Origin of the sequence: Clostridioides sp. ES-S-0108-01, from assembly GCF_020662285.1 — a bacterium.
In the GTDB taxonomy this organism is placed as follows: Bacteria; Bacillota; Clostridia; order Peptostreptococcales; family Peptostreptococcaceae; genus Clostridioides.
This window is the reverse complement of sequence record NZ_JADGMN010000013.1, coordinates 17,818-43,514: the sequence shown is the minus strand read 5'-3', so window position 1 is coordinate 43,514 and position 25,697 is coordinate 17,818. Positions and strand designations below refer to the sequence as shown.

The window sequence follows — 25,697 nt, the reverse complement described above, 5'->3', positions numbered from 1 at the left end:
AAAACAAAATTTTATAAAAATCTAGTGGAAGATTAAGTTATTGGTTTTATTAAGAATAATATTTTTTATTTTAGTTTCTGCATTATGACACTGATTTTATAGGAAAGTTAAAAGGATAGGAGTGAGGTATTACAAAAATAAAATATAAAAAAAGATGGTATAACTTAGCATATACCATCTTTTGTATTATAAAAATAGACCTATAAAGTTTTATCATGTTTTTCTAGGAATGTTAGATATTCCTCTTTAGTCATAACTGGAGTAAAGGCATCTAATATATCCTTAGCATCTTTAGCATTATCAAAAAGAAGGTCTACAACTGTAAATGCCATTGCTTTGGCAGGAATTATGTACGCTAAATCTTCATCAACTATTTCAAAATCTCTTGTATGAAGAGCTCCTTTTACACCACCAATCATAGGGTGAAGAGTAGGCATTATATGAGATACATCTCCAAAATCAAAAGAGCCTGTAAAGTCTCCACCATCAATAACTTTTCCTTTTAGACCTAAATCTTCAAGATTGTTTCTAAATAAATTATCAAGATTTTTGTATCGTAATATTGGAAGATAGCCAGGAATCTCAGTTATTTCAACATTAGCTCCAACTGCCATTCCACCAGCCATCAACGCCTTATTTATTCTTTCATTAGCATCAATCATACCATTTATAGTTCTAGCTCTAACATATGATTCCATATGAACATCAGCAGGAACGACATTTACTATATCTCCACCTTTTGTAATGATAGGGTGGAATCTAACTCTTTCAGACTCTTTAAAAGTTTCTCTAAGTGCATTCACGTTGTTTATAGCAAGCATTGCTGCATTTAAAGCATTTATTCCATCATGTGGAGCAGAACCAGCATGAGATTCTTTACCTATAAATTTAACTTTTTTTCCAACAAATCCATTACTCTCAGGACCAACTAGAGCCTTATCTTCTCCTAAATCAGAAGCGTGAAACATCATAGATATGTCTATATCATCAAAATAACCTTTTTTTATTAATTCTTGTTTTCCACCAAAATAAGTTATTTTTCCTTCTTTTTTTAATTGCTCTCTGTATTCCAACTCAATAAATTCTTCAGCAGGAGTAGCCATAAAAGATACTTTACCATCTAAATGTTCTAAAACGCCACTTTTTACTAAACCAACAGCAGCACCTAACATTCCAGCTATTTGAATATTATGTCCACAAGTATGAGAAGCACCTATTTCATTAGCATCTTTATGCTCTTTACATGATATACCATCCAATTCTCCAAGTATAGATATATGAGGACCTTCTTTACTAGAATTTGCATTTGCTTTACATCCTGTAACTGCTATATTTTTTTCTACAGACAAATTTAATTCTTGCTCAAAAAAGTTTGAAACAGCTTCTGTAGTTTTAAATTCCTTATATCCATATTCTGGGTTTTTGTATATTCCTTGACCTATTTTTAATATTTTTTCTCTATTTTCATCTATAGTTTTTATTACTAGAGATTTTAATTGTTCTTTATTCATAATAAATTCCTCCTATATTTTACCTTGAATACTTAAAACTATATGAGCTATACTCGCACATGCGAAGAATATAGTTGTAAATACAATAAGTGAGATTATAACTATTTTCCATGACATTTCTTTTAAAGCTTCTATTTTGTTTCCAACAGAAATTCCTGCAAAAGCTAGTAGTGGAGTAGTTATAGCCATAAAGTTGATATTATTAGTATTAGTTAAGAATACTTCAGATGTTGGACTATATGGCATACTAAGTAAAAGACCTATTATAGTTGCAAATCCAAAAGCTGGAAAGATTGATTTAGGAAATAAATCTTTTATAATCATAGCAGCCATAGCAGCTAATATTAGCATCACCATACCAGGAAGAGCTGTAACTATAGATGTACCAACGCTAATTCTTTGTCCTATAAGAATTATAACTCCAATAACAGACATAACCAATAATTGATATGAACTTTTCTTTAAATTTAAATTAGCAAACATTTATTAACACTCTCCTTCTGTAGTTTCGATTTCTTTAGTCTTTTTATTTCTCGAAAATTTAGGTTCTAAAATCTTATACATAAAATTAGTAAATGGTAAGGATACAAAAACTAAGAATATAATTCCTGTTATACTAGACATCATATTGCTTGTTGCAGCATAAGCAAGTATTGTATCTGCCATTTCAGGTGCTACCATGGTAGATAATGAACCAGCAGCAGCTGTCATCATACTTCCACTACCAACACCACAGGCCATTCCCAAAGCATATGGATGAAGACCACTATAAATAGATATTGAACCTAGTACACTAAAGTATATAGTACCAAGAACTGTACCCATCAAGTATGTACCAAGTACACCACTACCTTCTGGAGAGTTTATCCCATACTTCTCTGATATAACTCCTAGAGAAGGTTCACGGCTTATACTTGCAGTAGCTCCAACGGCTTCTCTTTTCATCCCAAATATTAATGCAAGAGGTAATGCAACGATTGGTGCAAGTATATGACCAAACTCTTGAGCAATGAATGCTGGTCCAGCTTGAATTATCTTGTCAATGTTTGGACCAACTGTAGTACCATACTTTATACCAAGCATTACTAGTGCAATTCCAACAACTTCACCAGCAATGTTTATTTCTTTTTCGCCAATGACTTTTTTAAGTGCTTTAATTTTTTTTCCTAATAAATCTGGTGTTATTATAAGTCCAATTATAACTGCATAAAGCATAGGGAACAGTACTATAGAGGCTTTTCCAATAGCTATAGTTCTTTGTCCTATAAATTCACATATTACTACCAATATTAAGCAAGTTAAAAATACTTGAATAAAATGTTTTTTATTAATTTCCATGATTTCCTCCCCAAAAGAATAAATATTGTACTTATCTGAAATAAAAAATACGTTTTCTTGAGTATAATACGTTTTCCTAAATAAAATAGAAAAACTGTTTCAAATAAGTTTTAGAAATGTCATTAACATGTCCTTAATTAAGAATAAAACAAAAATTTAACATTGTCAACGAAAAATGTATAAAATATTACATATTTTGAATATATTGTAAGAGAATTTTATTTATCAAAAAATTGTTTAAATATTGTAGGAATAATAGCTAAAAAGCTTTAAAATTAATAATATAAAGTTAAAAATTAATAATATAAAGTTGAGAGTTAATAATATAAGGTTAAAAATTAATAATATAAAATTGAGAAATAGTAAATTAAAATTGAAAAATAGATGAATGAAAGTACTTTAGAAAATATAGAAATGAATAGTACAATAGAAAATAAATAATGAAATACTTTGAATTAATTGTAAGTATTAAGTACAAATACTAATTTTTAATGTAGAAATTGAATAAAGTAAATGATAATAAGTAGAAGTAAATAATAATAAATAAATGAATTAAGATGACAATAAGTAAATGAATTAAGATGATAATATCTAAAGTGAGAAAGATAATAGTAAGTAAATAAAATCGTGTAAGAATAATTTAGATAAGATTCTAAGATTTTAAATACTTAAAATTGGTATGATTAGCTTAAATTAAATAAATTTAATGATTTTAGTAGGTGGTAATGGATGAAAATAAATAGATTAACAGAAATAATAGTAATTTTATTAAATAAAAAACTGGTAACAGCTAAAGAGTTGGCAGAGAGATTTGAGGTTTGTACAAGAACCATATATAGAGATATAGAAACTCTGTCTATGTCAGGAGTACCAGTATATATGACGAAAGGCAAGGGTGGCGGAATATCTTTAATAGAAGAATATTCTATAGATAAGGCTATATTGTCAAAAGAAGATAAAGAGAGTTTAATTGTTGCACTAAAAACATTACAGGCGACGAAGTATCCAGAAATAAATTCAGTAGTAAATAAAATTGGTTCAATATTTGGAGAGCAGAATTTTTCAAACTGGATTGAAATAGACTTTACTGAATGGGGAAGTAATTTTAATGAAGATGATAAATTTACAAAAATAAAAGAAGCTATTTTAAGGCGTAATACTATAAATTTTAATTATGTAAATAGTTTGTCAAGTAAGACAAACAGGACTGTCGAACCCATGAAGCTTATGTATAAGAGTAAGACTTGGTATTTGTATGGATTTTGTAAACTAAAGGACGATTTTAGGATATTTAGAATTAGTAGAATAAAGAATTTATCTGTAAAAGAAGAAGTATTTTCAAGAAAGATAATAGAAGAAGTATGTTTGAATGATTCTAAGGTAATTAAGGAGAATATTATAACTTTGAAATTGAGGTTTAAAGAAAAGATGCTTTTTAGAGTATTTGATGATTTTAATGAAGATTTAATAACGAAAAATGAAGATAATACATATGATGTAATTACAGAATTTCCTATTGGTGAGTGGATTTATGGATATATTTTATCATTTGGCGACAACGTTGAAGTACTTGAACCTAAAGATGTTAGAGATAATGTGATAACTAGGTTAAAGGAATTATCTAAAATTTACTCATTAAAATAGAATAGATTAAAATAGAATAGATTAAAGATTTTATTAATTATAGAATATCTCGCTAAGTTTAATTATATTAAAAATATGACATAGAGGTGTCGTATATTATAAATTATAATTGAATAAGTTCAAAAATAAAATAAATTAATAAAAACCAAGTGAGGTATAAAGTATGGATTATGAAATAGTAAATATAAGTGAGAAAATAGTTATAGGAATATCAAAAGAGACTGCTAATAAAGATGGACAAGCAGTAAATGATATAAGTGAGTCGTGGAAAAAATTTATGGGTAAAGGTATATATAATGCTATAAAAGGTAAAAAGAGTGAAAAGACAATAGGTTTATATACAGATTACCAAGGCGATTTTACAAGCCCATATAACTTTGTTGCATGCTGTGAAGTAAATAGCAATGTTGATAAAGATAAGAATCTAGACGAATTAAATACTAATAATACTGTTGGAGAAAATATTATAAGTAAAGTTATACCAGCAGGTAAGTATGCAAAGTTTATTGTAGTAGGGGGTCAAAAAGAAGTAGGAGATTTTTGGTTGGAGTTTTGGAAAATGGATTTTGATAGAACTTATATAAGTGATTTTGAAGAGTATCAAAGTAATACATTTGATACTAATAAACACGAAATTCATATTTACATAGGAATAAAGTAGATTTGCTATTACTATGTTAATTATAGTCAGTTTTATTATTTGTAACCATAAAGGGCTGTCTCAAAATAGAGAGATAAGCCTCTTTTTTATTGTTGAAATTGTGAAAATATATTTGATTTCATACAAAAAAGAGTGCTTTATGAACTTAAAAGTTCATTTTGAGACACTCTCTTTTTTAATGATTAACAATATTATTCTCACTTTGAACCTTTATACATGTACTTCATTTAATATTGTTGATTGCTAAGAGATACTTGTAAATGTCATGATTTGTCGTTTAACTTTTAATGCTAAAAAGAAAAACATTTTAAGTACGGACTGTGATAACACTTTTGGATTTGTGAGTATATAATTGGAAAAATATAAAAAATAATATATAAAGCTAAATCTAATTTAATCGATAATACATATATAGAAATCTAATTTAATTGATAATACATATATAGAAATCTAATTAAATAAGTAAACAACTATCTATTAGATGTTAAGCAAGTCAGATAAATGTTAAACAATTCAGATAGGTGTTAGGCAAATCAGAGACTATATAAATCTATAGAAGTGATTTTAAGGAATCTTAAAATTATTTTTTATACAGACATAAAAAGATATAAAGCTATTTTTATTCTAATTTGATTAATTTTGACAACTTTTTATGTTTTATACAATTATATTTTTAATAACTCGTCAAAATGCTAAACATATATTACAATAGATATATAAGCTTTTTTATTGACAAATTATGTTAAGATAATTGAGTATAATATGACATAAATAATTACTTTTATTTATCAATGAAATATATTTATTGTGTAGCGAAAATAGTCAGAGAGTATAGACAATAACTGAAGATAAAAGTGTTTATTGTTGTACATATGGAGGAGTTAGTTTTATGGAAAATAAAATTTTGATAGTAGATGATGCTATTTTTATGAGAATGATGATTAAAGAAGCTCTGAGTAAAAGTGGCTATAATGATTTAGTAGAAGCAAATGATGGAGAAGAAGCTTGTAATATATTTAAAGATGAAAAACCTGATTTGATTTTGCTTGACATTACAATGCCCAAAAAAGATGGTTTAGAGGTGCTAAGAGAAATAAAAAAGTTGGATTCAAATGCCAAGGTTGTGATGTGCTCTGCAATAGGACAAGAAAATATGATTGTAGAAGCTATAAAACTTGGAGCGTTAGATTTTATAGTGAAGCCCTTTAAAACAGATACATTAGTCAAAGTTGTAAATAATGCCTTAAAATAAAAGTGTAAAGATACAGTGAAGAGTACATAAATGCAATAATAAAGGGAGGGGTTTATATTATAAATTATTTAGAACTTGATGATGCTCATATAGATGCTCTTAGAGAAATTGGTAATATAGGCTCTGGGAATGCAATTACTGCACTTGCATCCATGATAAATAGTAATATAGAAGTATTAATACCTATGGTCAAGATACTTGAGTACAATGAAGCGACAAATTTGCTTGGTGGTCCAGAAAATAAAGTAGTATGTATTTTACTTGATATGAAAGGCGAGATTAATGGAATGTTTATGTTTTTGTTGGATGAATCAATAACTCAACTTATGTTAAGTTCTCTTTTTAATAAAAAAGAAGCTCCCTTAGATAAGATTGAAGTAATTGAAATTTCAGCAATTAAAGAAATAGGAAATATTATGGCAAGCTCATATGTAAATGCTATTGCATCTATGTTAAACATGACTATAAGTATTTCAATTCCAGATATATGTATCGATATGGTTGGAGCTGTTCTAAATGTGCCTATGATAAGATTTTCAGATGTTGGTGATAAAGTTTTATTTATAGAAAATAAGTTTAAAATGAGCGATGATTATTTTACTAGTCACATTTTGATGATTCCAGAAATGGACTCACTTAGAGAAATATTAGTGAGATTGGGATTGGAAATATGAATAGGGAAATAGTAGTAAACATTGCAGATATGAAGATAGCCTATAGACCAAATGTTTTAGTTACTTATGCACTTGGTTCTTGTGTAGGAGTATGTTTGATAGATAAAGTAGCTGGGGTTGGCGGAATGTTACATGTTATGTTGCCGTATAGTAAAGATGTTATTAATATTGAAAATAAGTATAAATTTGCTGATACAGGGATAAATGAGCTCGTTAAATCTATGGAGAATATAGGTGCAAATAGAATATATATAAAAGCAAAAATTGCTGGAGGAGCGCAGATGTTTTTAGGAAATAGCAATTTATCAGTTACGGGTATAGGACATAGAAATGTTCAGGCAGTAAAAAAAACACTTTTAGGACTAAATATTCCAATATTAGCCGAGGATACGGGTATGAATTATGGGAGAACAATACGTTTTTATACTGAGACAGGAGCATTAATTGTAGATTCAATAAATAAAGGTAAAAAGAAAATATAATATAGATTTTATAGAGAGCATATTTTAGGAGGGCGGTATTAAATGAGATTTCCAGATGACCCATATTTAGATTATGGGATAGTTGATGAAGGAATTAAGTATCTAAAATTTAAAGTAGATGAGCAAGATTTTGGAATTAAACTTGAAAAAGTAATAGAAATTGTTGGAAATCAAGAAATTATATTTATTCCAGAACTCCCTACATATTCTAAAGGCATAATAAATCTAAGAGGAAAAATCATCCCAATAATAGATATGCGTTTGAGACTTAAAAAAGATGATTTAAGCATTACCAATTGTATGTATATAGTAGTAATTGAAATAAAAGATTTAGTAGTTGGATTTGTGGTTGATAAGGTTGATGAGATAATAAGTTTAGAAAAAAGTCAAATATCACCTCCACCAAGAGTTACTCTAGAGTATTCAGACTATTTTGTAAGCGGTGTTGGTGAAGTAGACAGTAGAATAATCACTTTACTAGATTTAGAGAAACTTTTGACAGATAAAGATGAAATTTTAATAGATGAATTAATTAATGAATATAATTGCACTATCATGTAACAGGGGGATGTAATTATAAGGTTACTATAAAAAGATTGTGATGAGAGCATTTGAGAATATAGTAGTATAATTAATAGGTATAAAAATTTTAAATCTTTAAAATTTGAATATATTATGTTTAAGAGAGGTTTGTATATGGAAAATAAGCAACAAGGAACAATTTTAGTCGTTGATGATAGTGTTCTGATGTGTGACTTAATAGATAAAACACTTACAAAAGATAATTTTAAGGTAAAAAAAGCATTTAATGCAATAGAGGCAAAAGAGTTTATTGAAGAATTTATACCAGACGTTATTTTGCTTGATATAATTTTACCAGATAACTCTGGTTTTGATTTTTGTAAGGAAGTGAAATCTAATGCTCGCACAGCAGATATACCTATAATCTTTATAACTTCAAAAAATGCAGATACAGACATAGTAAGGGGATTTGGTGTAGGAGCAATAGATTATATAGTGAAACCTTTTAGTATGACAGAATTAAAAGCTCGTATTATGGCTCATCTTGAAGTAAAGAAATCTCAAGATAAATTAAAAAAGATAAATAATGAACTGGAGTCTTCTCTTGAAAAATTGAATAGACTGGTTGTAAGAGATTATCTTACAGGGCTTTACAATAGACGCCATATAATTAATAAGCTTATGGAGCAAAGAAGAATTAATAAGTATAGTGAAACATTAATATCTCTTATTCTTGGGGATATTGATGACTTTAAGGTTATTAATGATACTTATGGACATGAAGCAGGGGATTTCGTGTTGACAGTAATATCGAGTATAATAAAAAGGAATTGTAGACAAACTGATACTGTATCAAGATGGGGTGGAGAAGAGTTTTTGATAATGGTAACAAATACTCCAATAGAAGGTGCTAAGATACTTTCAGAAAGAATTCGCAAAGAGATAAAAGAGTTTGATTTCAACTATAAAGAAAATAAAATAAAATGTACTATTACATTAGGGGTAGTAGAAGTAAACTCAAATATATCATTAGAAGAAAACATATCCTTAGCAGATAAAGCAATGTATGAGGGCAAAAATTTAGGAAAAGATTGTAGTGTAGTAAGTACAATGAAAGGATTAAAAAAGATATAAACTTACTTTATAAAGGAGTACAGATATGAAAAGAGAAGTAAAGCTTTCTAAATTAGCAATTGTATTGCTGATTATTATAGTAGTGGCTGTTCTAGCAGGGATTTTTTCTTCTATTTCATCTTACAAAGCATTTGAAAAAGTGGAAAAAAGTATTAATAAAATGAATAATTTGAGGACTCAAAGTCAGTATATAAAAGATACAACTAGAGAGGTTAGCGATATATTAAGAAGATACGTCTTTACAGGTGAAAAAAAGCATAAAGATATTTATGAAAAAGAATTATATGGAAAAACAAGAGAGTCAGCTTTAAATAAATTAGAAAGAATTGGTCTTACAAAGAATGAGTCAAATAAAATCTTAGAAGCAAAAGAAATATCAGATTCTTTGGTGCCAACAGAACAAAGTGCTATAAAGGCAGTTGAAAGTAATAATAAGAGTACAGCTCAAAATATAATTTTTGGTAGTGATTATATAAACTCTCAAGAGAAAATGGATTCTTTGATAAATGAATTTCAAGAGGAGATAGTTACTCGTTCAAATGCCGAAATTGTAAAAGTAAAAAAAGAATTACAAAGTTTAATATTAAGAACAATATTTATACTTTCTCTCTTAATAATACTGACAATAACAGAATATACAGTAATAAAATTAAAGATAGTGATTCCTATTAATAAAGTAGAAAAACACTTTTCAAGAATTGCGTCTGGGGACTTAAGAACGAGTATAGATGTTGAAGAAAGTAAATCTGAAATAGGGATGTTGGTGAGTTCTGTCAAAAAGATGCAAAGTATGCTTTTAAATTATATAGACCTTATAGACACTACATTAACTAGTATTGCAAAAGGTGATTTAAGAGTAGAGATAAACCAAGAATTTATAGGTGATTTTAAATCAATTAAAATATCTTTGGAAAGTATAATAAACTCTTTTAATGGTGATTTTTCTGAAATAAATTTATCAGCAGAACAAGTTGCAAGTGCATCAGAACAGGTTGCAGCAGGTGCACAAGCTCTTTCACAGGGTGCTACTGAACAAGCTAGTTCAATAGAAGAATTAGCTTCCACAATTAATGAAATATCAGATGGAATTAAGAAATGTGCAGATAGTGCTAGTCTTGCATGTGAAGTATCTAACCAATCTGCATTGCAAGTTGGTTTTGGAAGTAGATGTATGGATGATATGATGGCGTCAATGGGTGAGATAAGTGAAAAATCGAGTGAAATATCAAAAATAATTAAAACAATAGATGAGATAGCATTCCAAACTAATATTCTCGCATTAAATGCAGCTGTTGAAGCAGCAAGAGCAGGTCAATATGGTAGGGGATTTGCAGTTGTAGCAGATGAAGTTAGGTCTTTGGCTGGTAAAAGTGCAAAAGCAGCTCAAAATACAGCGATTCTCATAGAAGAAGCTATTAAAACAGTAGAAAATGGTGTGAAAATTGCTAAAGAGACTGCAAATGCATTGGATTTAGTAGTGAATGGTGTAGAAAAAACTACTGATTATATTAATGGAATTTCTTCTGCTGTACATAGCCAAGAAGTAGCAATTACACAGATTTTATCTGGAATAGAGCAAATTTCTATAGTAGTCCAAATGAACTCAGCAACGGCAGAGGAAAGTGCAGCAGCTTCAGAAGAGATGTCTGCTCAAGCACAAATTTTAAAAGAACTAGTAGCAAAATTTCATCTAAAAGAAAGTGAGATAAGAGAATCATCGTGGATTTAAATTATGAGATGAATATATAGTGAGATAAGAGAATCATCGTGGATTTAAATTATGAGATGAATATATAGTGAAATAAGAGAATCATTGTGGATTTAAATTATGAAATGCTATATATAACGGAAAATAGAAAATTATTTGTAGACCGTAGGTGATGAATGTGAATTATATTGAACCGAGTATGAGACCAATGTTAGATATGTTTATATTTGAAACAAGTCTACTACTTGAACAATTAGATGAAATTATGATTCAAATAGAAAAAGAGAAAGTATTTACTCATAACAACATCAATGAAACTTTTAGAATAATGCATACGATAAAAGGTTCAGCATCTATGATGGGGTTAGATAATATAGCTGCTTTAGCACATAGCGTAGAAGACTTGTTTTATGCCATACGTGAAGGAAAAATAGAAATTTTGGACAGTGACTTATTATTTGATTTAGTTTTTCAATCTTTGGATTTTATAAAAGGCGATATAGGCGAATTACAATCAGGAGATTGTATATCTTCTGATTACTCTCACTTTATCAAAGGGATTGAAGATTATGTAAGTGCTTTAGAGTTATCAAATTCTATGAAATTAAAGGATAATACAAGTTTAGAAAGTACAGATGACAAAGAAATAACCGATTCGATTTTTTCATACAAAGAAGATTCTGATATAGTAAAAATAATCTTTGAACAAGGTTGTATGATGGAAAATGTAAGAGCTTTCATGCTTATATTTGAACTTAGAGATTACTGTGAATTTCTGGAGTTTTATCCTAAAGATGTAGAAATAAATGCAGAATCAGCAGAATATATTAAAAATTATGGGTTTTATATACAATTTGTTGCTAAAGATGATAAGATAATGGTTTATAAAACTATACAAGAGAATCTCTATGTAAAAGAATATATAAATATTACTAAAAAAGAAATAGGAATAAAAAGTACATCAGATAATGATGAAGTAGAAAATAAATTAAAAGATAATAATGAAATAAGTACAGGGTATAAAAATAGCTATATAAAAGAAGAGTTACAAGAAGATATTTTAAATGAAAAAACTGATATAGAAAAAGATAGTCTAAATGGAGAAAATGGACACCTGTCAATAAGTAAGCAGAGTATTATGAGTGTGAATTTAGAAAAATTGGATTTACTTCAAAATATAGTTGGTGAAATTGTAATCATGGAATCAATGGTTGTAAATAGTGTAAATTATACAGGTGTTGATATAGATAATTTCAATAAGGCAACAAGACAATTGCATAAGCTTACAGATGAATTGCAGGATATAGTAATGTCGATGCGTATGATTCAAATTGCTGGTGTATTTCAAAAAATGCATAGAATTGTACGAGATATGAATAAAAAATTAGATAAGAATGTAGAGCTAATAACTATAGGGGCAGAGACAGAAGTTGATAAGAGTGTAATTGATAATTTAGCAGAACCATTTATGCATCTTATAAGAAATGCTATGGACCATGCAATAGAACCTATTGAAGAGCGTATAGCTAAAGGGAAAGAAGGAGTAGGAAAAATAGTTTTATCTGCTGAAAATTTAGGTGGAGAAGCTGTGATAAGTATTTCAGATGATGGTAGAGGTATCATGAAAGATAAGGTTTTAGCAAAAGCTAAAGAACAAGGTCTTCTTAAACATCAAAGCAATGAATATACTGATGACGAAGTTAATTCTTTGATTATGATTCCAGGTTTTTCTACCAAAGAATCTATAACTGAATTTTCTGGTAGAGGAGTAGGCATGGATATTGTTCGTAAAAGTATTGAAAAGGTCGGAGGTTCAATCGAAGTAAAAAGTAAACAAGATGAAGGAACAACGTTTACTATAAAAATACCACTAACTCTTTCTATAGTAGAGGGTATGGAGTTTAAAGTTGGAGATTCACTATTTACTTTACCAATATCATCTATAAGGAGAACATTTAAACTTACAGATTTAAATCAAATAATTACAGAAGGCAATAAAACAGAGTTAATTATGATATATGGAGCATGTATTCCTATTATAAGGTTACATAAAATATATAATATTCAGACAGAGGTAACTAATCTGATGCATGGAAATATGATAATTATTGAAAATGAGCATAAAGCAGCATGCATTTTTGTTGATGAAATAATAGGTAATCAACAAGTTGTTGTGAAACCATTTCCAGTTTATTTTAACCGATTCAATATAAAAAACAATGGTTTATCAGGGTGTACAATACTTGGGGATGGAAGTATAAGCTTAATTATAGATGCAGATAGCATGATAGAAATATATTAGGGGATTTAAAGTATGTCTAAAGATGAAATTATTAAACAAGTACTGACATTTTATGTCAATGATGTTATTTATGGAATAGAATTAGAAAATGTGATTGAGACCATAAGATTTCAATCAATAACGTATGTACCATGTCTTCCAACATATATAAGTGGAGTTATTAATTTGCGAGGAAGAATAATACCAGTTATTAATATGCATATAAAATACAATCTTACTGAAGCTGATTATAATGAGAGGACATGTATAATAATTACAAAGGTTGATGAGTATCAAGTTGGAATTATTGTAGATAAAGTTGTTGATGTTATTCATATAGATAATCTAAACTTGTTAGAGACAACTGATTCTAACAATTCGAATATTAATAAAGATATAAAAGAAATTGCGAAAATTGAAGATAATTCTATACTAATTTTAGATATTCGAAAGTTTTTGATTAATAACACGTAGTTAGCTTTGATAAATTAGCAGGAGGAAGTTTTTGCATGATAAAACTCACAGATGAAGAATTTATAATTCTTGTAAACCATGTAAAAAAAGAATACGGTATTGATTTAAGTAAAAAAAGAGCGTTAATTGAAGGTCGTTTATATAATACAATGATAGAGCGAAAATATAGTTCTTTTAGTCAGTACATGAATCTATTATTTAAAGACAAGACAGAAAATGAGGCTATAAACCTAATAAATAGACTGAGTACCAATCATACATTTTTTATGAGAGAACCTCAACATTTTGAGTTTATACAGAATAATATACTTCCTTTTTGGGAAGAAAATAATAAACTAAGAAACTTAAATATATGGAGTGCAGGCTGTTCTAGTGGAGAAGAAGCATATTCAATAGCTATGACTTTAGATGATTATTTTGGATATAATAAAGAGTTGTGGAACGTTAAAATCATAGCCACAGATATTTCAATGAACTCACTTGAAAAAGCTAAAAGAGGTATATACACAGAATCAAATGTTAATAATGTTCCTAAGTTATGGAAGAAGAAGTATTTTATAGATAACAAAGATGGTACATTTAAAATTTGTGATAAGATTAGAAAAAGTGTAATTTTCAAGCCATTTAATTTAATGAATGATTTCTCATATCAACATTTTGATTTGATTTTTTGTAGAAATGTTATGATTTATTTTGATTTAAAAACTAGAGAAGAACTTATAAATAAATTTTATAATGTAACCAAAGCAGGTAGTTTTTTGTTTGTAGGACATGCAGAGATAATTAACAGAAATAGTACTAAATACAAATATGTAAAACCTGCTGTCTATAAAAGATAAAAGGGTATTTTTAATATATGATTTTGTGGAGGCGGTAATGTGGAACATTTTAATAATATGGTGATTGCTATAGGCGCATCTGTAGGTGGTACAGAAGCAATATTTGAAATTATAAAAGATTTACCAAAATCGACACCAGGGATTGTTGTAGTTCAACATATGCCAGCTATATTTACTTATATGTATGCACAACGGCTTAAAAAGCAGTGTGTTATGAATGTAAGAGAAGCTAAAAATAATGATAGAGTCGAACAAGGAACTGTACTAATTGCACCTGGGGGTTATCAGATGAAATTATGTGTGGATAAACAAGGATATTATGTGACTTGTGAAAAAGGTGAAAGAATAAATGGTCATTGTCCATCAGTAGACGTTTTGTTTGATTCAGTTGCAGAAGTAGCAGGTAAAAATTCAATAGGAATAATACTTACAGGTATGGGTTCTGATGGAGCAAATGGACTTTTAAAAATGAAAGAAAGTGGTTCATTTACAATTGGACAAGACAAAAATTCTTGTATAGTATATGGAATGCCAATGGTAGCTTTTGATATGGGTTCTGTTGTGTTACAATTACCACTTGATGAAATTTCAAACTGTTTGATAAGATATATTAGCATTTGAAAGTAAAAAGATTAATTTTTTATAAATAAAAATTAATCTTTTATTAAATTATATGGATAAAAAACCCTAGAAACTCCAAATATAATAAGAGAGATTTATATTTAGGAGGAAAATAATAATATGAAATTTTTTAAAGTCGATACAAAAGCTAAAGTTTTAAGATATGTATTTGTTTTAACCTTGACTATAATAGCTGTTTTGGCAATTAAACATGACTATAAATATAATAATTTAGGGAAAGATGCTTTAATTAATCTAAATAGTGATAAAGAAGCAGTGAGTGTTATGAGTAATCAATCATTGCCAAAGGATACTACAAAGAGTAAACAAACTTTATCTGTAAGTACAATAGGAAGTAAAACAATAGTTAAAAATGATGAGTATCTAGAAAGTACTATAAACATGCCTGTAATAACAAATTCAAATAAGATTGTTGAAAGGTCTACAAATGATAAAATAAAAAATGACATATTTGAATTTTATAATAAATCATATAAAGAAGCAAAACAGTACCTTAAGGATAATCCTGATGAGGAAAATAAGTTTGTTGCAAATGTGGATTTTGAACTTAAAAAGAATACTGATTCTGCTCTTAGTATAAAAGTAAGGTATTATACTTATAGTGGTGGAGCACATGGATTTTATCAAGATATAGCATATAATGTGGATATGAGAACTGGAAAATTTTTAGAATTAATGGACTTATTTAAAGATAATACTAAATATAAAGAAGTTATAGATGAAGAAATCAAAAGACAAATAGCTGAACTTGAAAAAAAGGATGAAGAAAATATTGGAATATATAATTTTAAAGCTATAAAAGAAAATCAAAACTTTTATTTACAAGATGAGAATCTAGTTATATATTTTGATTTATATGATATAACTTCGTATGCAGCAGGAATCCCAGAATTTTCAATAAATAAAAAACTGATAAGCTCTATGCTAAAACCAGAGTATGTAGATTTATTTAATTTAAAATAGAAATTTAAATTAAATGTTATGCTATAATATCTAGCATAGAAAATTATTAAAATTGGGGGTATAAAAATGCTACTTTTAAAAAAAGACGATATAAAAAAAGTATTTACAATGAGAGACGCAATTGAAGCTGATAAGGAAGCTTTTAGAATTTATTGTGAAGGAAAGAGTGTAAATCCTTTGAGAACCAATATACCAGTTCCAAGTCAAGATGCTAGTATGTTATTTATGCCGGGATATATAGAGGAATTGGGGTGTGGGGGGATAAAAATTGTATCTGTATTTCCTAAAAATGCTCAAAAGGGTAAGCCAGTGATTCCAGCAACAGTATTATTATTAGATGGAGAAACTGGAGAAGTTAGCGCAGTATTGGATGGGACTTATGTAACTCAGATTCGTACTGGAGCAGCATCTGGAGCGGCTATAGATGTGTTGGCTAAAAAAGATTCTAAGATAGGGGCTTTGATAGGTCTAGGAGGACAAGGTGAGCCACAACTTGAAGCTATGATAGAAGCTAGAAATCTGGACGAGGTAAGAGTTTTTAGTAGAAACAAGGAAAGTAGAGAAAAATTTGCAGAAGAAATGAACTTAAAATTAAGTAAATATAATACTAAAATAGTTGCAGTTGAATCATCTGATGAAGCTATAGATAATGCAGATGTGATAGTTTTAGCTACTCCATCAAAACAACCAGTACTTAATGGAAACTTAGTTAAAAAAGGAGCTTTAGTAAGTGCAGTAGGTTCATATATGCCAGATATGCAGGAGTTATGCCCAAATTGTTTAACTAGAGCATCTAAGATATTTTTTGAATCAACAGATGCAGTTTTATCTGAATCAGGAGATATATTGATTCCATTAAAAGAAGGTAAGATAAGTAAAGATGATTTTAGTGGTGATTTAGGAAATGTTATAAATGGAACTATCCCTGGAAGAAAAAATGATGATGAGATAATTGTGTTTAAAACTGTCGGAATAGGTGTACAAGATGTCGTAACAGCGAAAAGAATATACGATAAAGCAAAAGAAAACGGTATTGGAATGGACTGGAAGTGGTAAAATATTCAAAATTATTTTATGGTTAGACAAGCTTATGTTATACTATTGATAAATAAATTTTTTATTATCTTAATTGAGGGAGGATATTTGTATGAAAATGGTAAAAAAGTTAATATTATCTTCGATTATGGCTATAGTTTTAATTCTAACTATAGGATGTTCTAATGCAGAAGAGAAAGTAAAGTCGAATTTTGAAGCTAATTTAGCTGCATTAGAAATGTATAAATACGACGAAAAAGGTATTTCTGACTCTTTAACAGAAGCTGAATATAAAAAAATTCAAACTTATAACGACAAGGATAAGGTCTCAATGATTGCTCAATTGACACCTCTTTATGGTAAAGAAAATGCTGAAAAAATATACGAAACAATTGTTAAATTAATTCAAGGTGTTGAAAAGACCGTAACAGTGGAATCTTCTAGTAAGGATAAGATAACTTTAAAAGTTGTAAGTAAAGCATTGGATACTAGTAAAGTAATGACTGAAGCGAACAATTTAGTAAAATCTTATGTAACTGATGAAAAGAACTATGATAAAAAAGAAAAAGAAGTTCAAGATGATATGGCAAAAATGATTATAGACCTTTACAATAAGAAACCAACTAAGGAAATTACAACTATGATTACATATACTAAAAAAGATGGTAAATGGCAACCACCTAGTAATATACAAACATTGTGTGAAGGAATATATACAGTTTAATTTATTTTAAAGACACAAAAACTATCTTTTAAACAAAATATAAAATGTTTGAGAGGTAGTTTATTTTATGTTGATATATGAATATACAGTAGTTGATATATAAATATACAGTAACAAATAGTTTACTTTATTATTGTTATATAATCATATTTAATATTATTTTCTTTATTATTTAGTATTTTACATGATAAAGAAATAAGTAGATTAAAGAAATTAAAATTAAATGGTTGTAAATTAATATCTAATATGGGGATATAAAAAACTATATAGGTTGAGATACGAGCCTAATATTAATGTTAATGGTGTCAACAGATACTTTGTTAATAAAAGTCTTAGGGAATATGATTAGTGATAATATGTTGTATGTTATGATTTATTGTAACTGAGAGTATTATAGAAATTCATGTAGTAACTAAGAACCCAATGCCTTTAGGCGTGGGAGTTTCAGAATATTAACTATATAATATAAAAACATGACACATTAATATCATATATTAAAAGTTTATTTATATTTTCTAGAGATATTTTATATAAAAAAAGAGAAGTTTTTTGTATTATAAAGTAAAGAGTTAAAAAAGTATCTAAAGCTTAATTATCTAGAAATGAGGGTTCATTTTTCCATTATATTAATTAACTAAGGGAGGATATTTACGTGAAAATGGTAAAAAAGTTGATATTATCTTCAATTATGATTCTAGTTTTAGTTCTAAGTATAGGGTGTTCTAATGCAAAAGATAAAGTAAAATCAAATTTTGAAGCTAATTTGGCTGCGTTAGAAATGTATAAATACGACGAAAAGGGTATTTCTGATGCTTTAACAGAAGCTGAATATAAACAAATTCAAAATTACAATGACAAGGATAAGATTTCGATGGTTGAACAATTAACACCTCTTTATGGTAAAGAAAATGCCGAAAAGATATATAATGTAATTGTTAAGTTAATTCAAGGTGTTGAAAAGACAGTAACAGTAGAGTCTTCTAGCAAAGATAGGATAACTTTGAAGGTTGTAAGTAAAGCATTGGATACTAGAAAAATAATGTCTAAAGCGAATTATTTAGTAAAATCATATGTAACTGATGAAAAAAATTACAACAAATCAGAAAAAGAAGTTCAAGATGATATGGCAAAAATAATTATAGATATTTACAATAAGAAGCCGACTAAAGAAGTTACAACTTTGATTACATATACGAAAAAAGAGGGTAAATGGCAACCGCCTGGAAATATGCAAAAACTATGTGAAGGAATATATACAAATTAATTTATTTTAAAGACACAAAACTATTTTTTAAACATATAATAAAATGTTTGGAAGATAGTTTATTATACTAAATAAAGCATATTTAGTATAATTTATCTTATTGTTTATTGTACAATAAATCAAATTCATTTGATATACTTGTCAATAATGACTATATAAAACTGTAAATACAATTATGATATATCTTGATAAAACATGGTGAATAATTGTGTGTTATATAGTCGAAAATATGATATATTAATATTATATTATACGTTAAAATTTTATTTATGTATTTTTTTAAGTTTTTTTATAAAATGAAAGGGGTGTTTTTTATGGTATCAAGGCAAGAATTAAAAAGAGTATCTAAAGCTCAATTGTCTGGAAACTGGGGTACATGTGCAATTACTTTGGCAGTATATATTGCATTGATAGTGCTAATATCGATTGTAGGATTGCCTTTTGAACCTTTAACTACTATTGTAGTAGCTGTGGTAGCTTTTTGCTTTGCAGCAGGATTTACATGTATGTTTTTGAAAATTACTAAAGACGAAAAAGTAAAGATAGGAGATATCTTTGTAAATGGAAGAATTTATTTAAGAAGTTTTGGGTATTATGTATTAGAATCAATTGCTGTTTATATATATTCTTTTATAATTACAATTATAGGAGCATTTTTATCATTTGGAGTTTTACTTACTAGTGGAGCAATCGAATATATATCAAGTGATAGTGTTGGAATAGGAACTATTATTTCTACTGGAATAACTCTAGTTATTATAATACTTGTTCTTATGATACCAGTTTATATATTGCTATTATATGTTTCTCAAGCTGCTTTTTTGATTTGTGAAGATAAAGATAACATGGGTGTATTTAAAGCAATGGGTGCTAGTTTAGATATGATGAAAGGAAATGTACTTAAATTATTTGTACTAAATCTTAGCTTCATAGGATGGTATATATTGGCAATATTTACATTGGGGATAGGTCTATTATGGTTAGTTCCATATGTAGGAGTTACTAACTGTAATTTTTATAGACATTTGTTAAAAGAAAATCCAGATGTAGAGGATGTATTGTTAGATAAAGAAAAATCTTATTCTATGTATTAAGATAGTTCTACACTTAGATAAAATATAGCTTTAATTAAACATTAAAATATAACGTTAATAAAACTGTCTTTTATAAGAATTTTTTAAAAAAGACAGTTTTTGTTATTAAAAATGTTATTAAAAAATAAATGATTGACATAATATAGACTACTATGATAGTTTTTAATTGTAGTAATGACTATTGTGATAATTATATTTGAGGAGCGATTTTATATGGAGATAAAGTTATTTGATTCAGAACTCAAAGTAATGGAGGTTCTATGGGAGAGAGGAGAAAGTAAAGCTGGGGAGTTAGTTAAAATTTTAAAAGAAGAAACAGGATGGAATAGAAATACTACGTATACAGTTATAAAAAAATTAGTGTCAAAAGGTGCAGTAGAGAGAATTGAACCGAATTTTGTTTGTAAAGCTTTAATAAGCAAAGAAGAAGTACAAAAACAGGAAACAGAAACACTAATTAATAAAATGTTTGGAGGGTCTTCAGAAAAATTCCTTTCAGCTTTTATTAATAAAGAAAATCTTTCAAGTGATGAGATTACAAAACTTAAACAGATTGTCGAAGAATTAAAGTGAGGTAAGATTTATGTTCATTAAATTGTTAGAAATGAGTTTTACTTCTGGAGTATTACTTTTAATTGTTATTTTTATAAGGGCATGTTTATTTAAAAAATTACCTAAAAAGGTGTTTGTATTGTTGTGGTTGATTGTATTATTTAAACTTCTAGTACCAGTAAATTTAAATTCTGGTTTTAGTATTTATAGTATAATTGAATCGACTGAAAATTATACTCTTAAGAAAGCTAGTGACTCTATAGGTAAGAACAATTCTGACAAGTTTGAAATAATGTCTAGTATTGAAAATATTATGATATTGGAAATGTTGGGCATTTTGTCTTTTATAGTTACTATTATGTTTAGTATACTTTTATGCTTTAGATATATTAAAATAATTAATCTTTTTAAAACCTCGATTCATATAAAAAATCATGAATTTGTTGAAAAATGGATATGTGAGAATAGCTGTTTTAGAAGACTTATTGTTTGCATATCTGAATTTACTAGGACACCGCTTACATCTGGTATTTTAAAACCACGAATTATTTTGCCAAAGAAGATGGACTATGCTAATAATCAAACTTTAGACTTCGTTTTGACTCACGAAATGGTTCATATTAACAGCTTTGATAATATGTTGAAGTTGTTTATGATTGTAGCTCTTGCTATTCATTGGTTTAATCCCTTAGTTTGGGTGATGTTTTTTTTACTAAATAAAGATATAGAATTTAGTTGTGATGAAAAGGTTATAAATATAATTGGTGAAGAATATAGAGCTGATTATGCAACTACACTGATAAGTCTAGCAGAGGAGAATAATCCATTTTCAATGTCAATGTACAGTGGATTTGGAAAGACAAAAATAGAAGAGAGAATAGTTAATGTTATGAAGTTTAAAAAGTCAACTTATGTTACTTTTTTAGTTTCAACTGTATTAATCTGTGGAACAAGCCTTGTTTTTGCAACAGGGAATAAAGAAATTAATGACGTTGAATCCTTTGATTTATATTCTCAAAAGGTAGATTCATATGCTTTTCTTTATACATCAGCAAGAGATGTAGAGATTTCTTCTAGTATATCAAAAACATCTAAAAGTTATTCTTATATTAGTTCAGAAGAATATTCAGTTCAGAAAAGTGGTTACGATGAGAATGTTTTAGTTATATCAAGAAAAGGAGATTTTTTGACAGTCAATAAAGTACAATATAGAACGTCTATAAAGGAACCATAAATCCTAGCAATACAAAGGATTTAAAAGTAAAATACTATCTCAAAATAATTAAATTTATTTTGAGATAGTATTTTTTATTGAAAAATTTTATAAAAATACTTGACATAAAAGTGACTATCGTGGTAGTCTAAAGAAGTAGTTAATAACTATTGCAATAGTCGTTGCCGACTACAGTACCAAAATAAATCTCTAAGAAAGGAATACTGGTTATGAAGATAAAAAAATCCCTTATAAGTACAATGATGGTATCTGCTATGATACTAGGAGGAACTAAAGCAGTATTTGCAAATGGAAATGATTCCTCTAATATTACTTTACCTAAGCTTCAATCTCTAATAAAATCAGGAGTAACTGACCCTGCTGAATTAGAAAAATATGGAGTGGAGCATTATACTTATGAAGAGTATGCTAAGCATATTCAAGAATTAAAAGACTATGCTAAAAATCCTAATGCAGTTAAAGATGTAAGTAAAAAAGATATTGAAAAAACAATTAAGAGAATGGAACAGGAATTAGAAAAGATAAAAACTGAAGGCTTAAAAATTATGAAGCCTATCGTTATAGAAAATGAAGATGGATCTCAACTTTCAATTGTTTATAATTATGTAGCAATTGGCTAGTGTTAAATATAATCTCTAAGATATCTTAAAATCCTAAGTAAGCATGATTAAATACATCAAGCTACTGTGATGATACAAATATACAGTTGATGATTATTTAAATAATTATCAACTGCACTACTCAAATAACACTTAAGCTTGTTAAAATTAAGTAAGAAGAGTATTAAAAACTTAGACAAATGTAATTTAACATATAGAGTGAGAATTAAATAAATAAGACTCAAATAAGTAATAAAAAAGTAAAGTCTAAGTTAAAGAAGGAAGTAAGAAGTAGAATAAAAGTAAATCGAGTCAAAGTAAAAGTATTAAACCCAATTTATAATGTTAACATTTTTTAATGTATGTTAAGAAATGTTAACATTATTTTTTTTATTAAAAATAATATAAGTAGTATTTTAAATGGTAAGCAATATTTTAAATAATAAGTAATATTTTAAATAATAAGTAATATTTTAAATAATAAGTAATATTTTAAATAATAAGTAATATTTTAAATGGTAAGTAATATTTTAAATAAAAAGTAACATTTTCATTAAAATAGTGTTTTTAAACTTAAAAATAAAGATAAGATTTTAAATAAATCTAAATTGCTAACCTATCTTTTTAAGGTTCTAAAACAATAAGTTATAACTACAAAAAATGGCTGTTAGGACTTACAACACTCATAAGTAAAAATACTTATGGTATATATTAGTTCATAACAGCCATTTTTATTTTGAATTAATGATTTTAGTTAATAGTTTGTTATAGTCTAAAACGAGCTTTAAATTAAAGGATTTAAAGAAGCTATTCTAGTTGTAGCTACATAAATTCTAGATATTTCATACCATGTTTTAAAATCTACTACTCCACTTCGAGGTAAACCAAAGATACCTTGGAATATCCTAACAGCATTTTCTGTGTCTGTTCCAAATATACCATCTTCTCTAACCTTTGGAACAGCTGGATAAGAGTTGGATATGGCATTTAACTGATTTTGTATGGTTCTAACATACTGTCCAGAAGAACCAACTTGTAGTGTAGTACCAGGGAATGATACAGGAACACCACTTACTATGGGAGCTCTTTCAAATACTATCTCATCTCCATAGAAAAATCTTAGTATACTTTCATAATCGTATCCCTGGTCACCTAAATCTTTACTGCCCCATTGAGTCATTTGGTCAGGGCATTGAGACTTCTGACCATCACAGTATTGTGCTAATAGTGGCTGTCTTGCTGTAGGAGGTCTTTTTATGAACGTATTGAATATAGCATCTACAACTACATTGATTGGTTCAAATAAGTTTCTATTATTTATAAATTTATGGTCGTATGCTGTTGATGAGGTTATTGTGAAATTATATCCTTTATTTCTATACCACTCAGTGAAGACCCTATTTAAAGTAAATGATATTATAGCTATTACATTTGCATAGATTGTCTGTTCAGGCCAAGTTGAATATATTTCAGATGATGCTATGTTTTTGATGTACTCTTTAAACGGAATCCAATAGTTTGGAGCTGATGAATCTTCTGGTAAACCATCATGAACTACTATAAATTCAGGTACTACAGGGTTATCTAATACAACGAAACCAGTAGGAGGTGGTACTGGTTTTAAGTTACTTTCTGGAATCTTAGGAGGATAAGTACCAAATAAAGTATGTTCTCCTATGCCAAAAATCAATTCACTTTGTCTTGAAAAAGAACGTTTACTTCTTGTTCTAGGTGACATGGGAACTCCTTGTCTTGCTTCAATTGTAGCTAACAACTGTGTTCCCTCTATGACAACTGTCTCATATCCATCTGCTATGGCTTCTACTATATACTGGCTATAAGGTTTAACATCAGATGGCTGTAGAGAGTACTGCACATCCGGTGCTGGTAATACTAATCCAGTCACTTGACCAGATTCGTTACTTATTAGGTTTTGATATAAAGTTGATGAGCTTTGGATACCATTAGACATTGAATATATGTTTACTGTTGCATTTTGAATAGGTCTATTGGTAGTAGCATCAATTATACTTACTGTTAAAAAACCATCTTGCATCAAATCACCCTTTCTTTAAATGAATTTAGTTCCCTTATATTTCAAGATATGAATATAGCGTGGGATTTGTTAAATAATATAGATATAAATTTAAATTTTTTGAGCATTTTAGTATATTTGACCTTGGATAATTTAATGTATATTTTAGTGTGTATTTAAACACGAATAAGCTAAAAATAAGTAGATGATATGAATCAGAAGTGAATTAAAATTTTGAAAGGAAAATAATCTATGAAGCTGGATTTATTTTTATTGGCAATAGTTCCTATATTGATAGGTATGTTTTGGATAAGGTCTAAAGATAGATATTGTAGAGAACCTTTAATTCATCTAATTAAATTTTTTCTAATAGGTGTTTTTCTAAGTGTTATAATAATACTTTTAGAAGATTTACTTATGAAATTTAATGTATTTGAAGGTTATTCGGAATTAATATATGTATCATTTATAGTTGCAGGGCTTGTAGAAGAAGGTGTAAAAGCTCTGATACTAATTCCTGCACTAATTAAAGAAAAGCATTTTACTGAAAAGTTAGATGGTATTATTTACTCTGTATTTTTAGCGTTAGGATTTGCAACGGTTGAAAATATAGTTTATGTTTTTTCTGAAAGTGGAAATCTAGCACTGCAAGTTGGTATTAATAGAGCAGTTATTTCTATACCAGCTCATGTAATGTTTGCAATTACTATGGGTTACTATATTTCTAAGTATAAATTTGAAGGAAATAAAAATAAAAGACGTGAGTACTTGTTTATGGCAGTATTAATTCCAATTTTATTACATGGAGTTTTTGATTTCATATTGATGATAGAATATAGATGGGCTATTATATTACTTATAGTTTATGTAATAATTTTGTGGAAGATAAATCTTGATAAACTTGAAAAATATATGAATCACTCTAAAAAAGTGTTTTTTGGTAATCTTAAGAAAAAGAAGAAAAAATAAAATTTAAGAGAAAGACATAAACAATTAAAGTTATAATAAATGACAAACAAGTAAATCAGATTGAAG

25 protein-coding genes are annotated in these 25,697 nt (G+C 27.8%); 21 read left to right on the top strand and 4 right to left on the bottom strand.

Going from position 1 to position 25,697, the window contains the following annotated elements; genetic code table 11:
• Positions 1 to 200: 200 nt before the first annotated feature.
• From IR152_RS12850 to IR152_RS12840, 3 genes are read right to left on the bottom strand one after another with little or no spacing between them, the layout of a single operon-like run.
• Positions 201 to 1,511, bottom strand: a complete 1,311-nt coding sequence (locus tag IR152_RS12850) for a M20 family metallopeptidase (RefSeq protein WP_227452351.1) — start codon at positions 1,509 to 1,511, stop codon at positions 201 to 203.
• Positions 1,512 to 1,523: 12 nt separating this feature from the next.
• Entirely contained in the window at positions 1,524 to 1,994 is a 471-nt protein-coding gene (locus IR152_RS12845) for a hypothetical protein (protein WP_003417884.1), read from the bottom strand.
• 3 nt (positions 1,995 to 1,997) lie between these two features.
• Complete coding sequence (locus IR152_RS12840) at positions 1,998 to 2,849, bottom strand: DUF3100 domain-containing protein (protein WP_227452350.1); 852 nt, start codon at positions 2,847 to 2,849, stop codon at positions 1,998 to 2,000.
• A 729-nt stretch (positions 2,850 to 3,578) separates the two neighbouring features.
• Between IR152_RS12840 and IR152_RS12835 the strand changes: the two genes are divergently transcribed.
• The 20 genes from IR152_RS12835 to IR152_RS12740 all read left to right on the top strand — a co-directional run bounded on the left by IR152_RS12835 (position 3,579) and on the right by IR152_RS12740 (position 22,648).
• Complete coding sequence (locus IR152_RS12835; RefSeq protein ID WP_227452349.1) at positions 3,579 to 4,493, top strand: helix-turn-helix transcriptional regulator; 915 nt, start codon at positions 3,579 to 3,581, stop codon at positions 4,491 to 4,493.
• A gap of 163 nt (positions 4,494 to 4,656) precedes the next feature.
• The gene (locus IR152_RS12830) at positions 4,657 to 5,154 is read left to right on the top strand and encodes a GyrI-like domain-containing protein (RefSeq protein ID WP_227452348.1); all 498 of its coding nucleotides are present in this window, start codon (positions 4,657 to 4,659) and stop codon (positions 5,152 to 5,154) included.
• Between the two features lie 889 nt (positions 5,155 to 6,043).
• Positions 6,044 to 6,406, top strand: coding sequence for a response regulator (locus tag IR152_RS12825; protein WP_227452347.1), 363 nt, complete (start codon positions 6,044 to 6,046; stop codon positions 6,404 to 6,406).
• Positions 6,407 to 6,432: 26 nt separating this feature from the next.
• A complete protein-coding gene (locus IR152_RS20295) occupies positions 6,433 to 7,080 on the top strand; it encodes a chemotaxis protein CheC (protein WP_311315444.1) in 648 nt (215 codons plus the stop codon).
• Positions 7,077 to 7,562, top strand: a complete 486-nt coding sequence (locus IR152_RS12815) for a chemotaxis protein CheD (RefSeq protein WP_227452346.1) — start codon at positions 7,077 to 7,079, stop codon at positions 7,560 to 7,562. Before IR152_RS20295 ends, IR152_RS12815 begins: the two co-directional genes overlap by 4 nt.
• Positions 7,563 to 7,604: 42 nt before the next feature.
• A complete protein-coding gene (locus IR152_RS12810) occupies positions 7,605 to 8,123 on the top strand; it encodes a chemotaxis protein CheW (RefSeq protein WP_227452345.1) in 519 nt (172 codons plus the stop codon).
• 135 nt (positions 8,124 to 8,258) lie between these two features.
• Positions 8,259 to 9,218, top strand: coding sequence for a diguanylate cyclase (locus IR152_RS12805; protein ID WP_227452344.1), 960 nt, complete (start codon positions 8,259 to 8,261; stop codon positions 9,216 to 9,218).
• Positions 9,219 to 9,243: 25 nt separating this feature from the next.
• Positions 9,244 to 10,947, top strand: a complete 1,704-nt coding sequence (locus tag IR152_RS12800) for a methyl-accepting chemotaxis protein (protein ID WP_227452343.1) — start codon at positions 9,244 to 9,246, stop codon at positions 10,945 to 10,947.
• 178 nt (positions 10,948 to 11,125) lie between these two features.
• On the top strand, positions 11,126 to 13,228 hold the full coding sequence (locus tag IR152_RS12795) for a chemotaxis protein CheA (protein WP_311315443.1): 2,103 nt from the start codon (positions 11,126 to 11,128) through the stop codon (positions 13,226 to 13,228).
• Between the two features lie 12 nt (positions 13,229 to 13,240).
• Positions 13,241 to 13,681 carry a chemotaxis protein CheW gene (locus IR152_RS12790; protein WP_227452341.1) on the top strand — a complete coding sequence of 147 codons (441 nt, stop codon included), beginning with the start codon at positions 13,241 to 13,243 and terminating at the stop codon, positions 13,679 to 13,681.
• Between the two features lie 35 nt (positions 13,682 to 13,716).
• Positions 13,717 to 14,520: a CheR family methyltransferase gene (locus IR152_RS12785; RefSeq protein WP_227452340.1), complete on the top strand. Its 804-nt coding sequence runs from the start codon at positions 13,717 to 13,719 to the stop codon at positions 14,518 to 14,520.
• Positions 14,521 to 14,559: 39 nt separating this feature from the next.
• Positions 14,560 to 15,141, top strand: a complete 582-nt coding sequence (locus IR152_RS12780; protein WP_227452339.1) for a CheB methylesterase domain-containing protein — start codon at positions 14,560 to 14,562, stop codon at positions 15,139 to 15,141.
• Positions 15,142 to 15,261: 120 nt separating this feature from the next.
• Positions 15,262 to 16,125, top strand: coding sequence for a DUF3298 and DUF4163 domain-containing protein (locus IR152_RS12775; protein ID WP_227452338.1), 864 nt, complete (start codon positions 15,262 to 15,264; stop codon positions 16,123 to 16,125).
• A 66-nt stretch (positions 16,126 to 16,191) separates the two neighbouring features.
• Positions 16,192 to 17,181, top strand: a complete 990-nt coding sequence (locus IR152_RS12770; protein WP_227452337.1) for an ornithine cyclodeaminase family protein — start codon at positions 16,192 to 16,194, stop codon at positions 17,179 to 17,181.
• 91 nt (positions 17,182 to 17,272) lie between these two features.
• Positions 17,273 to 17,884 (top strand): hypothetical protein, encoded by a 612-nt coding sequence (locus IR152_RS12765; RefSeq protein WP_227452336.1) that lies wholly within the window; start codon positions 17,273 to 17,275, stop codon positions 17,882 to 17,884.
• A gap of 658 nt (positions 17,885 to 18,542) precedes the next feature.
• Positions 18,543 to 19,148 (top strand): hypothetical protein, encoded by a 606-nt coding sequence (locus IR152_RS12760; RefSeq protein WP_227452397.1) that lies wholly within the window; start codon positions 18,543 to 18,545, stop codon positions 19,146 to 19,148.
• A 314-nt stretch (positions 19,149 to 19,462) separates the two neighbouring features.
• Complete coding sequence (locus IR152_RS12755) at positions 19,463 to 20,242, top strand: DUF975 family protein (protein WP_227452335.1); 780 nt, start codon at positions 19,463 to 19,465, stop codon at positions 20,240 to 20,242.
• 213 nt (positions 20,243 to 20,455) lie between these two features.
• The gene (locus tag IR152_RS12750) at positions 20,456 to 20,815 is read left to right on the top strand and encodes a BlaI/MecI/CopY family transcriptional regulator (RefSeq protein ID WP_227452334.1); all 360 of its coding nucleotides are present in this window, start codon (positions 20,456 to 20,458) and stop codon (positions 20,813 to 20,815) included.
• A 10-nt stretch (positions 20,816 to 20,825) separates the two neighbouring features.
• Entirely contained in the window at positions 20,826 to 22,028 is a 1,203-nt protein-coding gene (locus IR152_RS12745) for a M56 family metallopeptidase (protein ID WP_227452333.1), read from the top strand.
• 209 nt (positions 22,029 to 22,237) lie between these two features.
• Positions 22,238 to 22,648, top strand: coding sequence for a hypothetical protein (locus IR152_RS12740; RefSeq protein ID WP_227452332.1), 411 nt, complete (start codon positions 22,238 to 22,240; stop codon positions 22,646 to 22,648).
• 763 nt (positions 22,649 to 23,411) lie between these two features.
• Here IR152_RS12740 and sleC read toward each other — a convergent pair.
• On the bottom strand, positions 23,412 to 24,683 hold the full coding sequence (sleC, locus tag IR152_RS12735; protein ID WP_227452331.1) for a spore cortex-lytic germination protein SleC: 1,272 nt from the start codon (positions 24,681 to 24,683) through the stop codon (positions 23,412 to 23,414).
• Positions 24,684 to 24,914: 231 nt separating this feature from the next.
• Here sleC and IR152_RS12730 point away from each other — a divergent pair, with 231 nt between their 5' ends.
• A complete protein-coding gene (locus IR152_RS12730; protein WP_227452330.1) occupies positions 24,915 to 25,631 on the top strand; it encodes a PrsW family intramembrane metalloprotease in 717 nt (238 codons plus the stop codon).
• Positions 25,632 to 25,697 lie beyond the last annotated feature (66 nt).

What these genes read in the sequence shown, in the direction of transcription:
- IR152_RS12850 (WP_227452351.1), bottom strand. Translation starts at nt 1,511, where the DNA reads ATGAATAAAGAACAATTAAAATCTCTAGTAATAAAAACTATAGATGAA.
- IR152_RS12845 (WP_003417884.1), bottom strand. Translation starts at nt 1,994, where the DNA reads ATGTTTGCTAATTTAAATTTAAAGAAAAGTTCATATCAATTATTGGTT.
- IR152_RS12840 (WP_227452350.1), bottom strand. Translation starts at nt 2,849, where the DNA reads ATGGAAATTAATAAAAAACATTTTATTCAAGTATTTTTAACTTGCTTA.
- IR152_RS12835 (WP_227452349.1), top strand. Translation starts at nt 3,579, where the DNA reads ATGAAAATAAATAGATTAACAGAAATAATAGTAATTTTATTAAATAAA.
- IR152_RS12830 (WP_227452348.1), top strand. Translation starts at nt 4,657, where the DNA reads ATGGATTATGAAATAGTAAATATAAGTGAGAAAATAGTTATAGGAATA.
- IR152_RS12825 (WP_227452347.1), top strand. Translation starts at nt 6,044, where the DNA reads ATGGAAAATAAAATTTTGATAGTAGATGATGCTATTTTTATGAGAATG.
- IR152_RS12815 (WP_227452346.1), top strand. Translation starts at nt 7,077, where the DNA reads ATGAATAGGGAAATAGTAGTAAACATTGCAGATATGAAGATAGCCTAT.
- IR152_RS12810 (WP_227452345.1), top strand. Translation starts at nt 7,605, where the DNA reads ATGAGATTTCCAGATGACCCATATTTAGATTATGGGATAGTTGATGAA.
- IR152_RS12805 (WP_227452344.1), top strand. Translation starts at nt 8,259, where the DNA reads ATGGAAAATAAGCAACAAGGAACAATTTTAGTCGTTGATGATAGTGTT.
- IR152_RS12800 (WP_227452343.1), top strand. Translation starts at nt 9,244, where the DNA reads ATGAAAAGAGAAGTAAAGCTTTCTAAATTAGCAATTGTATTGCTGATT.
- IR152_RS12795 (WP_311315443.1), top strand. Translation starts at nt 11,126, where the DNA reads ATGAGACCAATGTTAGATATGTTTATATTTGAAACAAGTCTACTACTT.
- IR152_RS12790 (WP_227452341.1), top strand. Translation starts at nt 13,241, where the DNA reads ATGTCTAAAGATGAAATTATTAAACAAGTACTGACATTTTATGTCAAT.
- IR152_RS12785 (WP_227452340.1), top strand. Translation starts at nt 13,717, where the DNA reads ATGATAAAACTCACAGATGAAGAATTTATAATTCTTGTAAACCATGTA.
- IR152_RS12775 (WP_227452338.1), top strand. Translation starts at nt 15,262, where the DNA reads ATGAAATTTTTTAAAGTCGATACAAAAGCTAAAGTTTTAAGATATGTA.
- IR152_RS12770 (WP_227452337.1), top strand. Translation starts at nt 16,192, where the DNA reads ATGCTACTTTTAAAAAAAGACGATATAAAAAAAGTATTTACAATGAGA.
- IR152_RS12765 (WP_227452336.1), top strand. Translation starts at nt 17,273, where the DNA reads ATGAAAATGGTAAAAAAGTTAATATTATCTTCGATTATGGCTATAGTT.
- IR152_RS12760 (WP_227452397.1), top strand. Translation starts at nt 18,543, where the DNA reads ATGGTAAAAAAGTTGATATTATCTTCAATTATGATTCTAGTTTTAGTT.
- IR152_RS12755 (WP_227452335.1), top strand. Translation starts at nt 19,463, where the DNA reads ATGGTATCAAGGCAAGAATTAAAAAGAGTATCTAAAGCTCAATTGTCT.
- IR152_RS12750 (WP_227452334.1), top strand. Translation starts at nt 20,456, where the DNA reads ATGGAGATAAAGTTATTTGATTCAGAACTCAAAGTAATGGAGGTTCTA.
- IR152_RS12745 (WP_227452333.1), top strand. Translation starts at nt 20,826, where the DNA reads ATGTTCATTAAATTGTTAGAAATGAGTTTTACTTCTGGAGTATTACTT.
- IR152_RS12740 (WP_227452332.1), top strand. Translation starts at nt 22,238, where the DNA reads ATGAAGATAAAAAAATCCCTTATAAGTACAATGATGGTATCTGCTATG.
- sleC (WP_227452331.1), bottom strand. Translation starts at nt 24,683, where the DNA reads ATGCAAGATGGTTTTTTAACAGTAAGTATAATTGATGCTACTACCAAT.
- IR152_RS12730 (WP_227452330.1), top strand. Translation starts at nt 24,915, where the DNA reads ATGAAGCTGGATTTATTTTTATTGGCAATAGTTCCTATATTGATAGGT.